General features: G+C 60.2%; 10 protein-coding genes. 3 read left to right on the top strand and 7 right to left on the bottom strand.

The genetic code is table 11. The features are described from left to right. Window positions 1-8 precede the first annotated feature (8 nt). Entirely contained in the window at window positions 9-1502 is a 1494-nt protein-coding gene (gene gltX / locus Q4B98_RS10310) for a glutamate--tRNA ligase (RefSeq protein WP_303197234.1), read from the bottom strand. Between the two features lie 53 nt (window positions 1503-1555). On the opposite strand from gltX, the gene Q4B98_RS10315 reads away from it, so the two are divergent. The 3 genes from Q4B98_RS10315 to Q4B98_RS10325 all read left to right on the top strand — a co-directional run bounded on the left by Q4B98_RS10315 (window position 1556) and on the right by Q4B98_RS10325 (window position 7236). Next, the gene (locus Q4B98_RS10315; protein ID WP_303197235.1) at window positions 1556-3268 is read left to right on the top strand and encodes a glutamine--tRNA ligase/YqeY domain fusion protein; all 1713 of its coding nucleotides are present in this window, start codon (window positions 1556-1558) and stop codon (window positions 3266-3268) included. 91 nt (window positions 3269-3359) lie between these two features. Further along, a complete protein-coding gene (locus Q4B98_RS10320) occupies window positions 3360-5372 on the top strand; it encodes a bifunctional UDP-sugar hydrolase/5'-nucleotidase (protein WP_303197236.1) in 2013 nt (670 codons plus the stop codon). Between the two features lie 262 nt (window positions 5373-5634). Beyond that, window positions 5635-7236 carry an alpha/beta hydrolase gene (locus Q4B98_RS10325; RefSeq protein ID WP_368492350.1) on the top strand — a complete coding sequence of 534 codons (1602 nt, stop codon included), beginning with the start codon at window positions 5635-5637 and terminating at the stop codon, window positions 7234-7236. Between the two features lie 156 nt (window positions 7237-7392). Here Q4B98_RS10325 and tuf read toward each other — a convergent pair whose 3' ends face one another. The 6 genes from tuf to Q4B98_RS10355 form a co-directional block, all read right to left on the bottom strand. Beyond that, window positions 7393-8586 carry an elongation factor Tu gene (gene tuf / locus Q4B98_RS10330; protein ID WP_303197238.1) on the bottom strand — a complete coding sequence of 398 codons (1194 nt, stop codon included), beginning with the start codon at window positions 8584-8586 and terminating at the stop codon, window positions 7393-7395. Window positions 8587-8970: 384 nt separating this feature from the next. Then, window positions 8971-11064 (bottom strand): elongation factor G, encoded by a 2094-nt coding sequence (gene fusA, locus Q4B98_RS10335; RefSeq protein ID WP_303197239.1) that lies wholly within the window; start codon window positions 11062-11064, stop codon window positions 8971-8973. 132 nt (window positions 11065-11196) lie between these two features. Then, window positions 11197-11667: a 30S ribosomal protein S7 gene (gene rpsG, locus Q4B98_RS10340; RefSeq protein WP_303197241.1), complete on the bottom strand. Its 471-nt coding sequence runs from the start codon at window positions 11665-11667 to the stop codon at window positions 11197-11199. A gap of 3 nt (window positions 11668-11670) precedes the next feature. Further along, window positions 11671-12042, bottom strand: a complete 372-nt coding sequence (rpsL, locus tag Q4B98_RS10345) for a 30S ribosomal protein S12 (protein WP_002514884.1) — start codon at window positions 12040-12042, stop codon at window positions 11671-11673. 303 nt (window positions 12043-12345) lie between these two features. After that, window positions 12346-12681, bottom strand: a complete 336-nt coding sequence (locus Q4B98_RS10350) for a hypothetical protein (protein ID WP_303197270.1) — start codon at window positions 12679-12681, stop codon at window positions 12346-12348. Window positions 12682-13024: 343 nt separating this feature from the next. Next, window positions 13025-16906, bottom strand: coding sequence for a DNA-directed RNA polymerase subunit beta' (locus Q4B98_RS10355; RefSeq protein ID WP_303197243.1), 3882 nt, complete (start codon window positions 16904-16906; stop codon window positions 13025-13027). Window positions 16907-16965: the final 59 nt, after the last annotated feature.

Here is a 16965-nt window from a genome sequence, read left to right on the forward strand (position 1 = left end):
CACCTTACTCATTCACCTTGAATTCTGGCTTCGAATCTCTGCATCCGGTGGAGCGTCGACTCCTTGCCAAGAATCTCCATGGCCTCGAACAGTGGTGGCGACACTCGCGATCCGGTGACGGCAACACGCACCGGCGCAAAGGCCAGGCGGGGCTTGATACCCATCTCGTCACACAGCTTGGTTCTCAGCGCAGCCTGGATGGCGTCACATCTGAAGTCGTCAAGACCCTTGAGAACCTCTGTTGCCGCACGCTGAATTTCGTCGGCTCCCGCCTTCAGTTTGCGGACAGAATCCTCATCGAAGACAAGCTGGTCATCGTCAATCAACAGGAAAGCCAGCTTCGGCACAGCCTCCGACAGCAGCACTAGGCGTTCACGGATGAGAGGCATAGCCGCGTGAATGATGTCGCGATCGGCGCCTGTCAGGTCACGGCCCAACACTTCCTGGCCCTGGCTGGCGCGGTCAGCGTACTCGAGCACCCGATCGGCGAGATCCTCGGTATCGAGGCTGCGAATGTACTGACCGTTGAGCCAGTCCAGTTTGCTGACGTCAAACACCGGCCCGCCGGTGGAGACGTTCGCCCAGTCGAAACGAGAGACAAACGACTCGAAGTCCTCGATCTCCTGGCCCTCGGCGATCGTCGGATACGCCAACAGCTGCAAAAAGTTACGGAGGGCCTCAGGAAGATAACCCTGCTCACGGAACCACATCAGCCGCGCAGCCGGGTTCTTGCGCTTGGAAATCTTGGACTTATCGGTGTTGCGAAGCAGCGGCATATGGGCGAACTGCGGCGCTTCCCAACCCAGCCATTTATAAAGCAACAGGTGCTTGGGAGTTGAGGAAATCCACTCCTCACCGCGTACAACGGTGTCGATGCCCATCAGGTGATCGTCGACGACGACGGCCATGTGATAGGTCGGGAATCCGTCGGCCTTGAGAATGACCTGGTCGTCAGGACGTGGAGCGTGAACCTTGCCACGAATGAGGTCGTCAAATTCCAGGTCAACGTCGTCGGGGATCAACATGCGCACAACCGGAGTCTCGGTAAACCCGGGCAGCTTGGCCCGCTCCTCCTTGGACATCCCCAAACACATACGGTCATAGCCGGTGTCCGATGACTTCGCGGCCGCGCGCTCCTCCCGCAGTTGCTTAAGCCTCTCCTGGGAACACCAGCAGCGGTAGGCGTGACCAGACTCGATGAGCTTGTCGACGAACGGCTTGTAGGTGGTCAACCGCTCAGACTGCTTGTACGGCTCATATGGTCCACCCACACGCGGCGACTCATCAGGAGACAAGCCCAGCCAGTCGAGGGTCTGATAGATCTGCTCCTCGGAGCCTGCCACCAGACGGTTGCGATCGGTGTCCTCGATACGCAGCACGAATTGGCCACCAGTGCGCTGAGCCCACGCCTTGTCAAACAAAGCCATATAGGCCGTGCCAACGTGGGGATCTCCGGTGGGCGAGGGAGCAACGCGAGTGCGCGCGGGGTGCAAGTCAGTCATGATGACTTGGAGTCTATCGGGAAGTGCAGACAGACTCCGGTAAGGTTCCCGACATGGCAGAACCCATTGGAACCCCGGCTCACGGCAACCCAGCCGCGTCCGGCTCGGACTTCATTCGTCAGGTCGTTCGCGCGGACAACGAACAGGGCACCTACGGAGGAAGAGTCCAAACCCGATTCCCACCCGAGCCCAATGGTTACCTGCACATCGGCCATGCCAAGGCCATCGTCACCGATTTCGGCATTGCCGAGGACTTCGGCGGCGTCTGCAACCTACGTCTGGACGATACAAATCCAGGTACCGAGGAAGTCGAGTACGTCCAATCAATCATCGAGGACATTGAGTGGCTCGGGTACTCCCCCGCCCACGTTGTCCACGCCTCCGACTACTTCGGCCAGCTCTATGAGTGGGCCAAATACCTCATTCAGCAAGGCCTGGCCTATGTCGACGATCAGTCTCCCGAAACGATTCGTGAGCAGAAAGGTGGCTACGGCAAGCCGGGTATCGAAAGCCCCTACCGCGATCGCCCAGCCGAGGAATCCCTCAATCTGCTGGAGCGAATGCGTAACGGTGAATTCCCCGACGGTTCCCGCTGCCTGCGCGCCAAGATCGACATGCAGGCTGAGAATATGTGGCTGCGCGACCCGGTGATGTACCGCATCCGTCATCAGGCCCACCACTCCACCGGCACCGAGTGGTGTATCTACCCCACCTACGACTGGGCCCATGGCCAGTCTGACGCCATTGAGGGCGTGACACACTCGCTGTGTTCCTTGGAGTTCAATAGCCACCGCCCGCTCTACGACTGGTTCCTCGCCCATGTGCCACTCGATGGCCCAGCCCCCAAACAGCGCGAGTTCGCCCGTCTGGAGCTGACCCACACCATCACCTCGAAACGTCGTCTCAAGTCCTTGGTGACCAACGGCATCGTGGACGGGTGGGACGATCCCCGGATGCCCACCTTGCGCGGAATGCGTCGTCGCGGCTATCCAGCTGCCGCCATCCGTGCCTTCTGCCAGGCCGTCGGCACCACCAAGAACAACTCGGTCAAAGCCATTGAAGAGTTCGAGTCCTTCGTGCGCCGCGAACTCAACGCAACGGCCCTGCGCCGTATGGCTGTCCTGCACCCTCTCAAGCTGGTCCTCGACGGCTGGCCGACTGACGAGGACGGCAAGCCAGTCGTTGAGTGGTTCGAACTCGTCAACAATCCCGAGAATCCTGACGATGGCACCCGTCGTGTTCCCTTTACCGGACAGCTGTGGATTGAGGCCGACGACTTCCGCGAGGACCCACCGCGCAAATTCTTCCGGCTTTCCCCCGGACGCGAGGTACGCCTGCGAGGTGCCTACCTGGTGACGGCCACCGACGTCATCAAGAACCCTGACGGCACCATTGCCGAAGTTCACGCCAGCTACGACCCGCAGTCTCGCGGCGGCAGCGCCCCCGACGGCCGCAAGGTGAAATCGACGATGCACTGGGTATCCGCAGCTCACGCCGTGCCACTGACCGTCAACCTCTATGACCGTCTCTTCACTGCGGAGGTTCCGGGTTCTGATACTGGCGAGGCCCTCGATGACCTCAACCCAAACTCGCGCGAGACCCTCACCAATGTCATGGCTGAGCCAGCACTGGCGAAAGTCTCCCCCGGTCAGGTGGTTCAGTTCGAGAGGCTGGGGTATTTCGCGGCCGACCAAGACACCACGGTCTTCCACCGGACGGTGGGTCTTCGCGACGAGTGGGCGCAGCTGCAGAAGCGCCAGGGTTGAACACGTTGACGATGCATCCATTCGTCACCCGTCTGTCACTTCTTTCGGTAAAGATAGTGTCGCTTCCCATCCTCTCGGAAGGACACCATCTATGTATGACAACCCACTTGGTAGAAACGTGTCGCGTCGTGCCGTGCTGGCTGGCACGTTGGGAGCAGGTCTCGCAATGACCGCCGTCGGGAATTCCTTGGCGGCACCGTCCACGTCTCCTGCCCCCGCCGCGTCAGGCTCCGCTGCCAATACATCCGTGTTGACTGTGTTGGCCACCACGGACATCCACGGCCACGTCTTCAACTGGGACTACTTCGCTGACGCTCCCTTCAATCCGAGCACCACGGGTTCTGATTCCGCCCCGCTCGGCGTCAGCCGGATAGCCACCATCGCGAAGCAGGTGCGTGCCGACAAGGGAGCGGATTCCGTCGTCATGCTCGACAACGGCGACACCATTCAGGGCACCCCGCTGACCTACCTTTCAGCGAAGCAGCCCGAGAAACTCGGGAGCACCGAAGTCATGGCTCGCGCTCTCAATCTTGTCGGCTACGACGCCGCCAACATCGGCAACCATGAGTTCAACTACGGACTCACGGAACTCAAACGCTACCAGGCCGATCTCAAGGCCCCGCTGCTGTGCGCCAACGTCATCGACGTCAAGACTGGCCAACCACTGACGCAGGGCACTGTCATGCTCACCAAGACCGTCGATGGTCACCAGGTCAAGATTGGTGTCGTCGCCGTCACGACCCCTGGTTCGATGGTCTGGGACAAGGCGAACCTGGCTGGCAAGGTCGACATTGTCGATCCGGTCAAGACCGCCGCCGAATACTCGGTCAAGCTGCGCAAGGCTGGGGCTGACGTCGTGATCGTGCTCATCCACGCCGGACTCACCGAGGAGCAGGCCTCCCCGATCTACCAGGGTCTGCCAGAAAACAACGCGACTGCCTTAGCCACGTCCGTTCCCGAGGTCGACCTTGTTGTCATCGGCCATACCCACCAGGACAACCCGGTAGAAATCGTCGATGGCGTCTCCGGCCACAAGGTCGTCATTACTCAACCCGACTACTGGGCCCGTTCAGTCTCCCAGGTGACGGTCCCGCTGGACTTCTCCAACGGCAAGATCTCCGTGCGGCACGATCAGGTCGCCGTGAAGCCTCTGTACACCCGTGACGTCGAGGAGGACAAGGAGTTCGCCGCCGACGCTGAGCTGCAGGCTGACCACCAGGCCACTGTCACGTACGTCAACTCGGTCGTCGCCACGTCGACGACGAAGCTGACGACTGAGCGCTCGATGGTTGAGGACACCCCGATTCTCGATTTCATCGGCAAGGTCGAGGCGGATACGGTTGCCAAGGCGATTAAGGGCGGCAAGTACGACGGTATCCCGGTCATCGCTCAGGTTTCGCCGTTTTCCCGTACCGCCGCCTTCCCCCAAGGCGACGTCAAAATCAAAGACATTGCTGGTCTTTATGTCTTCGACAACACGCTTGCAGGCATTCTGGTCACCGGTAAGCAGCTCAAGGACTACTTGGAGTACTCCGCAAAGTACTTTAAGCAGGTCGCGAAGGGTGCCACCGTCAACCCGGCTCCAGCCAGTGAGGGCGGCGTCACTCAAGCTGATTACCAAGGCAAGCCGGTATGGGATTACAACTACGACGCCGTAACTGGTGTCAAGTACTCCATCGACATTTCTCAGCCCGTCGGCAAGCGGGTCTTGGACCTGTCGTGGCGAGGCAAGGCAGTCACAGATGACCAGAAGTTCGTGCTGGCCATCAACAATTACCGCATGAGTGGCGGCGGCGGTTACCCGCACGTGACGCAGGCCCCCGTCGTCTGGGACGAGATCCTCGAGATTCGTCAGCTGCTTATCGACACCGCGTCGACGATGAAGACCATCGATCCGAAAGACTTCTTTGATCGCAACTGGTTCATCACCACAACCGGGGAAACCTGGCCAGCAGCCGACGATCCAGGTACCAAGCCTGGTGACGACAACCATGCTGACCACCGCGACATTGGGCGTGACCATGACGATTCCAGACCCGATCGCGTCAGCCCCAAGCAAGACTCTGGCGACCACCCAACCCTGCTGCCGACCACTGGCGTCTGATCGGAGTTAAGCCTCGGTCCACCGACTCAGTGGGCCGAGGCCCTTTTGTCCCCACGACGTGAAAGAGTGTGAGGTGGTGCCTGGCACATAACTGCCGGGCGGGTGACACTGAAAGGACGCCGCGCTGACAACCCAAATCGTGCCATGGGACCCAAGGCATAGACTCCCGGCTCGGCTGGCCAACCGACGTTGGCCGGCAAGGGTGTTGCGCCGCGCCAGCGTTGCTGGTCTCATCTGTGCCCTTTTCGGTCTCTGGACGGCCCTGACACCATCCCTGGTTCCTCGCACCTGGTGGATGGTCGCTGGCAACGTGTGGTTGTCCACTCTCCTCGCCTACGGAGTTGGCGGACTCATTGGACAGATTTCACGGTGGCTTGCCGAGATCACGCGCCTACGGGTGACAGTCTCGACGAACGCCGTACGCGGCATTAGGCGCAGCTGGTACACCCTCCTGGCCCTGATATCCCTGTGGATGTTTGTGTGGTGCACGAGACAGCAGAAGTCGGTCTCACAAGCCGTAGGGCTACCGCGACGAGTCTGGGTTGCACAGACGTTTGGCGTCATTACCGGACTCATCCTCTTCACCGTGACCGTTTTACTCATCCGGCTCATTGCCCTTGGCATTCGCACCTTGTACACCGGTGTGCATCGGTTTATTGCCCAGCCGGTATTGGCCATCATCGTCGTTATCCTGAGCGTCGCCCTTTTACTATGGGCAACGAACAATGTCATCGTTCGGACGACGGCCAATGGCGTCGCTCATGTCATGGCACAGACCAATGCTGAAACTGCGGCTGGCCGGACTCCCCCGACGTCCCCCCTGCGCTCCGGGTCCCCTGCCTCACTACAAACCTGGGAGAGTCTGGGCAGAGAAGGCAAAGATGTCGTCACTGACGGCCCCGACGCAGCCATGATCGAACAGGTCACGGGAAAACCTGCCAAGGAACCCATCCGCGTCTATGCAGGCCTCAATGCGCAACGCGACTACATTGCTGAGGCCAACGGTGTTCTCGCTGAACTCATCCGCACTGGAGCCTTCAAACGCAAGGTGCTCGTCGTCCAAAATGGCACCGGCTCGGGTTGGGTTGAGGAGTGGTCGGTCTCGGCGGTGGAATACCTCACCGGTGGAGATTGTGCGACCGCGACCATGCAGTACTCATACTTGGGCAGCGTCGGGGCCTTCTTGCTCGACCGCGAATCACCCAAGCAAGGCGCACAAGCCCTCTTCAGCGTCATCCACGACTACTGGTCCACCCTGCCTGCTCAAACCCGCCCCAAACTGTACACCAGTGGAGTGTCACTGGGGGCCTACGGCGGCCAGTCCGCATTTACATCCATCGACGACATGATCTCCAAGGTTGACGGTGCTGTGTGGATTGGAACCCCCGGGTTCACACCGATCTGGAAGGATTTGGAGGCGAACCGACGAGACGGCTCCCCCGCCATTGTTCCAGTGATCGACAATGGCAAAATCGTGAGGTTCATGGGTAACCCGAGCGAGATTCACCACGATCACTGGGGGGCCGCCTATCCGCCCTGGTCAGCTGACACCCGTATTGCCTATGTGCAACATCCGTCGGATCCGGTGACGTGGTGGTCACCGGACATGATTTGGTCCGAACCCGATTGGATGCGTGAAGAAGCTGGCGGCGACGTCAATCCACACATCCGCTGGACGCCGTGGTCCAGTTTTTGGCAGGTCACGGCTGACATGGCTCTGTCCACGACCCCACCCGGCGGGCACGGTCACAACTATCACAGCGAATTCGTCCCTATTTGGGCAGCGGTGCTCGGTATCGACTGCGATCGCGATGTCATTGACAACATAGCCAGGGCTATCCCGAAGACCTCCGCCCCCCGCTAATCCCAGTTGCGCCAGTCCCAGTGGCGCAGGTCATGGATAGACACCTGTGTACCCTAAGCTCCGCCCTCTCCCATCTAGGAACCCAGACACACAACCCAGACATACAACGAGGCCCGCCCCCAATGGGGACGGGCCTCATGAAAAGCTCAGATCACATCACTTGATGATCTTGGTCACACGACCAGCACCAACGGTGCGGCCACCCTCACGGATAGCGAACTTGAGCTGCTCCTCCATAGCGATGGGGTGAATCAGGTGGACGGTCATGTCGGTGTTGTCACCAGGCATAACCATCTCGGTACCCTCGGGAAGCTCAACCGTGCCCGTGACGTCCGTGGTACGGAAGTAGAACTGGGGGCTGTAGTGCGAGAAGAACGGCTTGTGACGACCGCCCTCATCCTTCTTCAGGACGTACACCTGACCCTCGAAGTCGGTGTGCGGGGTGGTGGAACCCGGCTTGCAGAGGACCATGCCGCGTTCGACATCCTCCTTCTTGGTGCCACGAAGCAGCACGCCGACGTTCTCACCAGCGCGGCCCTCGTCGAGGGTCTTGCGGAACATCTCAACACCGGTGACAGTGGTGGTCTGGGTCTTGTCGTGGATACCGACGATCTCGACCTCCTCACCTGTCTTGACGATGCCACGCTCAACACGACCGGTCACAACGGTGCCACGGCCGGTGATGGTGAAGACATCCTCAATCGGCATGAGGAAGGGCTTGTCGAGGTCACGCTCAGGCTGCGGGATGTACTCGTCAACGGCGTCCATGAGGTCGAGAATCGACTGGGTCCACTTCTCGTCACCCTGGAGAGCCTGGAAGGCGGAGATACGGACAACCGGGCAGTTGTCGCCGTCGAACTCCTGAGAATTCAGCAGCTCACGCACCTCCATCTCGACGAGTTCGATGAGCTCCTCATCGTCAACCATGTCGCACTTGTTGAGGGCGACGACGATGGCCGGCACACCCACCTGGCGGGCAAGCAGGACGTGCTCACGAGTCTGGGGCATTGGGCCGTCGGTGGCGGCGACCACGAGGATGGCACCGTCCATCTGGGCAGCACCGGTAATCATGTTCTTGACGTAGTCAGCGTGACCGGGGCAATCAACGTGAGCGTAGTGGCGCTTCTCGGTCTGGTACTCGATGTGAGCAATCGAGATCGTGATGCCGCGCTGGCGCTCCTCGGGAGCCTTGTCGATCTGGTCGAACGGCGACTCCTCGTTCAGCTCCGGGTACTTGTCGTGCAGCACCTTGGAGATCGCCGCGGTGAGGGTCGTCTTGCCGTGGTCGATGTGTCCGATGGTGCCGATGTTGCAGTGCGGCTTGGTCCGCTCGAACTTGGCCTTTGCCACTGGGGCTCCTTCTGGAATGTCGCCCGCTTGTGCACGGGACGCGTCATGTGGATATCCCTGGGAGGTCCCCAGGAACGTTTTTGGCGGGCCCCCGACCAGAGGTCAGGGAACTTGTCCTATTGTTCTGCACCGGGCCGTGATAGTCAAACCGGCACCGAATGCCACACCCAGTTGCCCCTTAAACAGCGGCGCGCGTGTTCTCCTGCACCAGATGGGTTACCCCCGTCCTTTGAGTCGAACTCGGCGGCGTCGCCAGCTTGAGCCACTGGGTACACCATGTCGCATGTCGTCGTCGATGATTCATGGCGAGGCAAGACCATGACAATCGGCCCGGCTCCACAAAGCGGAACCGGGCCGAGTCGTTACTCACATATGACCAGGAACTCAGTTGCCCCCATTGGCCTTGGCGATGATCTCGTCAGCAACACTGGCGGGGCACTCACCGTAGGAATCGAATTCCATCGAGTAGGTAGCCTGCCCGGAGGTCTTCGAGCGCAGGTCGCCAACATATCCGAACATCTCGGACAGCGGGACCAAGGCGCGCACGACCTTGTTTCCGTGTTCCTCAACCATTTCCTGAATCTGGCCACGACGAGAGTTGAGGTCACCGATGACGGTACCGAGGAAGTCCTCAGGGGTCGTCACCTCAACAGCCATGAGTGGCTCAAGCAGACCCGGGTTGGCCTTACGGGCGGCCTCCTTAAAAGCCATCGATCCGGCAATCTTGAAGGCCATCTCGGAGGAGTCGACCTCGTGGTAGGCACCGTCAAGCAGGGTAACTTTGACATCCTCAACCGGGTAGCCGGCCAGAACACCGAACTGCATGGACTCCTGGATGCCCGCATCGACCGACGGGATGTACTCCTTGGGTACGCGACCGCCGGTGACGGCGTTGACGAACTCGTAGCCGAAACCGGGTTCCTGCGGCTCGATCGAGATGATGACGCGAGCGAACTGACCGGAACCACCGGTCTGCTTCTTGTGGGTGTACTCGTACTTTTCGACCGGCTTGCGCAGGGTCTCGCGGTAAGCGACCTGAGGCTTGCCAATATTGGCCTCAACGTGGAACTCACGCTTCATGCGATCAATGAAGACGTCCAGGTGAAGCTCACCCATACCGGCGACGATGGTCTGGCCAGTCTCGTCGTCAGTATGGACACGGAAAGTCGGGTCCTCCTCGACGAGACGCTGGATAGCGTTCGCCAGTTTCTCCTGGTCGGCCTTCGACTTCGGCTCGATGGCCTGCTCGATAACGGGAGCAGGGAAGGTCATCGACTCCAGAATGATCGGGTTTTGCGGGTCACAGAGAGTCTCACCCGTGGTGGTGTCCTTGAGACCCATCACCGCGCAGATCATACCGGCACCGATGCTGTCGATCTCCTCACGCTTATTGGCGTGCATCTGGTAGATCTTGCCGATACGTTCTTTCTTACCCTTGGTGGCATTGAGCACCTGGTCACCGGCGTGCAGAACACCGGAGTAGACGCGCACGAAGGTCAGCTTGCCCAGGTGCGGGTCGGAAGCAATCTTGAAGGCCAGAATCGACAGCGGCTCATCTTCGGAGGGGCGACGCTTCAGCTCAACGGACTCGTCGTTCGGCTTGAAGCCCGTGATGGCGGGGACGTCGAGCGGGGAAGGCAGGTAGTCGACGATAGCGTCGAGCAGCGGCTGCACACCCTTGTTCTTGAACGAGGTGCCACAGGTGACGGCGGTGAAAGCAGAAGCCAGCACACCGCGACGAATGGCGGCCTTGATCTGGTCGACGGTTATTGAGTCCGGGTCTTCGAGGTAGAGCTCCATGAACTCTTCATCGTTCTCAGCGACGGTCTCAAGCATTTCGGCACGAGCAGCCTCGACCTCGTCCTTCATGTCGGCCGGGATGTCCTCAGTCTCATAGTGAGCGCCGAGTTCGGTCTCACCGCGCCAGGTCTTGGCGTTCATCTCGACGAGATCGACAATGCCGATGAACTTGTCCTCGGCGCCGATGGGCAGCTGCAACTGAACCGGAATGGCGTGCAGACGATCCTTAATGGTCTCGACGCAGTGGGCAAAGGAAGCGCCGGTACGGTCAAGCTTGTTGACGTAACAAATGCGCGGAACGCCGTACTTGGCAGCCTGACGCCACACAGTCATCGACTGCGGCTCGACGCCGGCCACGCCGTCGAAAACGGCCACGGCACCGTCGAGAACACGCAGGGAACGCTCCACCTCAACGGTGAAGTCCACGTGTCCGGGGGTGTCAATGATGTTGATCTGGGTGTCGTGCCAGAACGTGGTAGTCGCGGCGGAGGTAATGGTGATACCGCGCTCCTGCTCCTGCTCCATCCAGTCCATGGTGGCGGCGCCGTCGTGGACCTCGCCAATCTTGTATGACTTACCGGTGTAGTAGAGGATGCGCTCGGTCGTCGTCGTCTTGCCGGCATCAATGTGGGCCATGATGCCGATATTGCGAACCTTGCTCAGGTCAATTTTGGCCACTGTTCTTGACCTCGAATCTTGGAGTTAGTGGTCTTCGTATGATGCTCGACGCAGATGAACCTGCGGTGAACCGCGAGGTTTTCTGGGCTGGACGTGATGGTGCCCTCTTCCCGACGGGAAGAGGGCCAACAATCACCAGCGGTAGTGGGCAAAGGCGCGGTTGGCCTCAGCCATCTTGTGAGTGTCTTCACGGCGCTTGACAGAAGCACCGAGGCCGTTGGAGGCATCAAGAATCTCATTCATGAGACGCTCAGCCATGGTCTTCTCACGACGCTCACGGGAGAAAGCCACCAGCCAACGCAAAGCCAAAGTGGTCTGACGAGCGGGCTTAACCTCAACAGGCACCTGGTAGGTGGCACCGCCGACACGGCGTGACTTGACCTCCAGGGAGGGCTTGATGTTGTCCAATGCGCGCTTGAGGGTCTGTACCGGGTCGGTATTGGTCTTGGCCCGGCAACCCTCAAGGGCGGTGTAAACGATGTTCTGGGCGATAGTCTTCTTACCGTCGAGAAGGATCTTGCTCACGAGCTGGGAGACGAGAGGAGATCCGTAGACGGGATCGACCATCACTGGGCGCTTCGGCGCGGGTCCCTTACGAGGCATGGATCACTTCTCCTTCTTGGCGCCGTAGCGGCTACGGGCCTGCTTGCGACCCTTGACGCCCTGGGTGTCGAGGGAACCGCGGACAATCTTGTAACGCACACCCGGGAGGTCTTTCACACGACCGCCACGCACGAGCACCATGGAGTGCTCCTGGAGGTTGTGCCCGACACCGGGGATGTAAGCCGTAACCTCAATGCCCGACGAAAGGCGCACACGGGCAACCTTCCGCAACGCAGAGTTCGGCTTCTTCGGCGTCGTGGTGTACACACGAGTGCAGACCCCACGACGCTGCGGCGAGCCCTTGAGGGCAGGCGTCTTATTCTTGCTGATCTTGTCAGTGCGGCCCTTGCGGACCAGCTGCTGGATTGTAGGCACCGGCTGGTATCTCTTTCCGTCTGGTGGATTCGGAATTCCCTGGCTTCGCACTCCCCCATCGCTGCGTCGGGATCACCGCTGCCCCTCGCTGCAGATTGGAAGTGCCGTGCGAACTCCGCACGGGCAGACCTTCTCGCAGCAACTCGAGTGGTCATGTGTCGCCATGCCAGGGCACGCACAAAATGTCCGGTTGGACCGGACACGCCCTAACAGACTATCTGCCGGATTCCACAGGGTCAAACCCGCGACATTACAGCTACGCGTCACAACGCGTATACGTCACAGAAAATGCCACCGAGCACCTCAGACACCGGTCTTCGGAAGAGCGGTCGGACGAGTCGCTGGAGCACCCATGCCCCCGGCAGCAAGGAAGTTGCCATGACCGTTGCCGCTGTTGGTTCCGTTGACCTGAATATTCCCGGATGCACGCATGGAGGGGAAAACAATGGGCGGGATACTCACCGTCCCACCGTCAATCTTCGGAGCAACGATAGGACGCCCACTGATGTCGGGAAGGGTGACGGTGCCACCTTTGACGTCCGGAAGGGTGACGGTGCCGCCCTTGATAGTCGGCAACCCGATTGGTCCGGCACTGATGTTCGGCAGGTAAATGGTTCCGCCGTGGATTTCTGGTGGCACGATGACGTGATGAGGAGACGGCAGGTTGACACCGATACTCACATGTACCGATGTGCGGTGAGCCGGGTCGGCATCTGCGGTGGCCCGAGACGTCGGAGCTGGAACGGAAGCACTCTCGGCGTGCGCACCGGGAGCTGCGGCCAGGACAGTGACCATCCCCAGGCAAGCTGCGACGGCACCAGTTATAACTGCTCGCTTCATTCCCTCATCCCCTAGCGATACCAGCGGTATTCGTACCCACAGAAGTCTACGCCATCGGTCCAAAACAGCTCCCCACCTCGCTCCAACTAGCCAAAATGAGGCGGCACCATGTCTGGCACCGCCCCATTCTGTGTGAGTCACATCATTCCATCGGACCCAAGTCAAGATCATCCAGCGGGACAGCCGCACCCGACCCCGAACCGAAGTCGTAGTCGAACGGGTCATAGTTCATCGTGAACGCAGCAGCCTTGGCCTCCGCCGTCGGCTCCACCCGCATATTGCGATAGATGTCCAGACCGGTACCGGCCGGGATGAGCTTACCGAGGATGACGTTCTCCTTGAGGCCAACCAGGGTGTCCGTCTTGCCGTTGATAGCGGCGTCAGTGAGAACCTTCGTCGTCTCCTGGAAGGACGCAGCCGACAGCCAGGACTCGGTAGCCAGCGAAGCCTTCGTAATGCCCATGAGCACCGGACGGCCCTCAGCCGGGCGGCCACCCTCAGCCACTGCCTTGCGGTTAGCGGCCTCGTAGGAACTACGGTCCACCAACTCACCAGGCATCATCTGGGTATCGCCAGACTCAATGACGGTAATGCGGCGCAACATCTGGCGAATGACGATCTCGATGTGCTTCTCGTGAATGCCAGCGCCCTGAGTGTTGTAGACCTTCTGGACCTCCTTGACGAGGTACTCCTGCACTCGACGAACACCGGAGATACGCAATACGTCCTGGGGATCGGCGGTGCCACCCATGAGCTGTTCCCCAGCGGCAACGCGCACCCCGTCCCGAATGACGCGGTGGGTCCCGTCGACATCGAACTCCAGACGGGCACGACGCGGCACCACGTACTCGACGTCATCCTCGCCATCATCGCGCACCAAGATCAGCTTGCGACGATTGTCAGAATCGTCGATCCGAATGACGCCAGCAGCCTCAGCCAACGGGGCCTTACCCTTCGGGGTACGGGCCTCGAAGAGCTCGACAACACGGGGAAGACCCTGGGTGATGTCATCACCTGCAACACCACCGGTGTGGAAGGTACGCATCGTCAGCTGGGTGCCAGGTTCACCAATCGACTGAGCCGCAATAATGCCGACAGCCTCACCAACGTCAACCAGATGTCCGGTCGACAGCGAACGACCGTAGCAGCGAGCGCAGCAGCCCTGAGCAGAAGCGCAGGTAAGCACCGACCGCACCTTGATCTGCGAGATTCCAGCGGCGATCAGCTTGGAGATCTCCTCGTCACCAAGGTCGGTGTTCGCCTCCACAACGACATTGCCGTTGGCGTCGACAGCGTCAGCAGCCAGGCAGCGGGCATACACCGCTGTGTCCAGCCCCTCGGCACGCACTAAGTTCCCGTTGCCGTCGTCAACAGCAATGGTCTTGGGCATACCGCGGGTGGTACCACAGTCCTTTTCACGGACGATGACGTCCTGAGACACGTCGACCAGACGACGAGTCAAGTAACCGGAGTCAGCGGTACGCAGAGCGGTGTCAGCCTGTCCCTTACGACCACCATGGGTGGAGATGAAGTACTCCAGAACCGTCAGGCCCTCACGGAAGTTCGACTTGATCGGACGCGGAATGATGTCGCCCTTCGGGTCAGCCACCAGGCCACGCATAGCGGCAATCTGGCGCATCTGGGTCATACTGCCTCGAGCGCCCGAATCGACCATCATGTGAATCGGGTTGGTCTGGGTGAAGTTAGCCTCCATGGCGGCTGTCAGCTCAGCAGTAGCCTCGGTCCAGATCTGGATGAGATCCTGACGACGCTCTTCCTCCGTCACGGCACCACGGTCATACTCGCGGTCAATCTTGGCAGCGCGAGCCTCGTACCCGGCCAAGATCTGAGGCTTGGTCGGCGGGGTCTGGACGTCACCGATGGAGACTGTCACACCAGACAGCGAACCCCACTTGTAACCGATGTCCTTGAGGTTGTCGAGGACGTGGGCCACCTCAAGCTGGGTCATCCGCTCACTGAGATCATTGACGATCTTGCCGATCTGCTTCTTGCCGACGAGGTAGTCAACGTAGGGGTAGTCGTCAGGCAGCACCTCGTTGAACAAGGCCTGTCCCAAAGTGGTGTCGAGGATGACCGAGCCGTCGGCCCGAACCGTCTCTCCGTGCGGCGGGATGATCCCCTTCAGACGCAGCTTGATCTTCGCGCCGATCTCGAGCTCACCAAGATCGTGAGCCATGATCGCCTCAGCCAACGACGAGAAAGCACGTCCCTCACCCTTGAGGCCGTCAAGGGCCATCGTCAGGTAGTAGGCACCAATAATCATCTCGTGCGAAGGCAGGGCGACCGGGCGACCGTCAGCCGGCTTGAGGATGTTGTTCGTCGACAGCATGAGGACGCGCGCTTCAGCCTGGGCCTCCGGACTCAGTGGCAGGTGGACGGCCATCTGGTCGCCATCGAAGTCAGCGTTGAAGGCCGAGCACACCAGCGGATGCAGCTGGATGGCCTTGCCCTCAATGAGCAGCGGCTCGAAGGCCTGAATACCCAGACGGTGCAGGGTAGGCGCACGGTTCAGTAGAACTGGGTGTTCCTTGATGACCTCTTCCAGAACGTCCCACACCACCGGACGCTGGCGCTCGACCATACGCTTGGCGGACTTGACATTCTGGGCGTGCTCGAGGTCGGCCAGCCGCTTCATCACGAAGGGCTTGAACAACTCCAAGGCCATCGTCTTCGGTAGGCCGCACTGATGCATTTTGAGCTGCGGACCAACAACGATGACCGAACGACCCGAGTAGTCGACACGCTTACCGAGCAGGTTCTGACGGAAACGCCCCTGCTTGCCCTTCAGCATGTCAGACAGCGATTTGAGGGGACGGTTGCCCGGACCACTCACCGGGCGTCCACGACGACCGTTGTCGAACAGAGAGTCAACTGCTTCCTGAAGCATCCGCTTCTCGTTGTTGACGATGATCTCCGGGGCGCCGAGGCTCATCAGCCTCTTGAGCCGGTTATTTCGGTTAATAACGCGACGGTAGAGGTCATTGAGGTCGGAGGTGGCGAAACGACCGCCGTCGAGCTGCACCATCGGGCGCAGGTCCGGCGGAATGACCGGAACACAGTCCAGAACCATGGCCTCGGGCGAATTTCCAGAGTCCAGGAAGGCCTGCACCACCTTGAGACGCTTGAGAGCGCGGGTCTTCTTCTGACCTCGGCCAGTCTTGATAATCTCGCGCAACTTCTTGGACTCGCTGGCCAGGTCGAAGTCGTGGAGACGACGCTTGACCGCCTCGGCACCCATCGAGCCCTCAAAGTACTTGCCGAAGCGCGACTTCATCTCGCGGTAGAGGATCTCGTCACCTTCGAGGTCCTGGACCTTGAGGTTCTTGAAGCGATCCCACACTGCGTCGAGACGATCGATCTGGCGCTGAGCACGGGACTCAATGTGCTTGAGTTCCTTCTCGGCACCGTCCTTCACCTTGCGGCGAGCGTCAGCCTTGGCCCCGTCAGCCTCGAGCTGAGCCATATCCTCCTCAAGCTTGACCCGGCGGGCCTCCAGCTCGGAGTCGCGACGCTGCTCCATACGGGAACGCTCGGTCTGTACCTTGGCCTCCAACGACGGCAGGTCACGGTGGCGGGCCTCCTCGTCGACGGCGGTAATCATGTAAGCCGCGAAATAGATGACCTTCTCAAGGTCCTTCGGAGCAACGTCGAGTAGGTAACCCAGACGGGAGGGAACTCCCTTGAAGTACCAAATATGGGTCACAGGGGCGGCCAGCTCAATGTGTCCCATACGCTCACGACGCACGTTGGAACGAGTCACCTCGACGCCACAGCGCTCACAGACGATGCCCTTGAAGCGCACCCGCTTGTACTTGCCGCAGTAGCACTCCCAGTCACGGGTAGGGCCAAAGATCTTCTCGCAGAAGAGCCCATCACGCTCAGGTTTCAGGGTGCGGTAGTTAATGGTCTCGGGCTTCTTGACCTCGCCGTAGCTCCACTCACGGATCTGGTCAGCCGTGGCCAGGCCGATCTGCAGCCGGTCGTAGTAGTTGGTGTCCAGCACGATTGTTCTCTTTCCCCCACTCGGGTGGGTGGTAGCCCCTCCTCGTCAGGAGGGGTTCC

The sequence above is a fragment of the Cutibacterium sp. genome (assembly GCF_030525615.1).
Taxonomy (GTDB): Bacteria; Actinomycetota; Actinomycetes; order Propionibacteriales; family Propionibacteriaceae; genus Cutibacterium.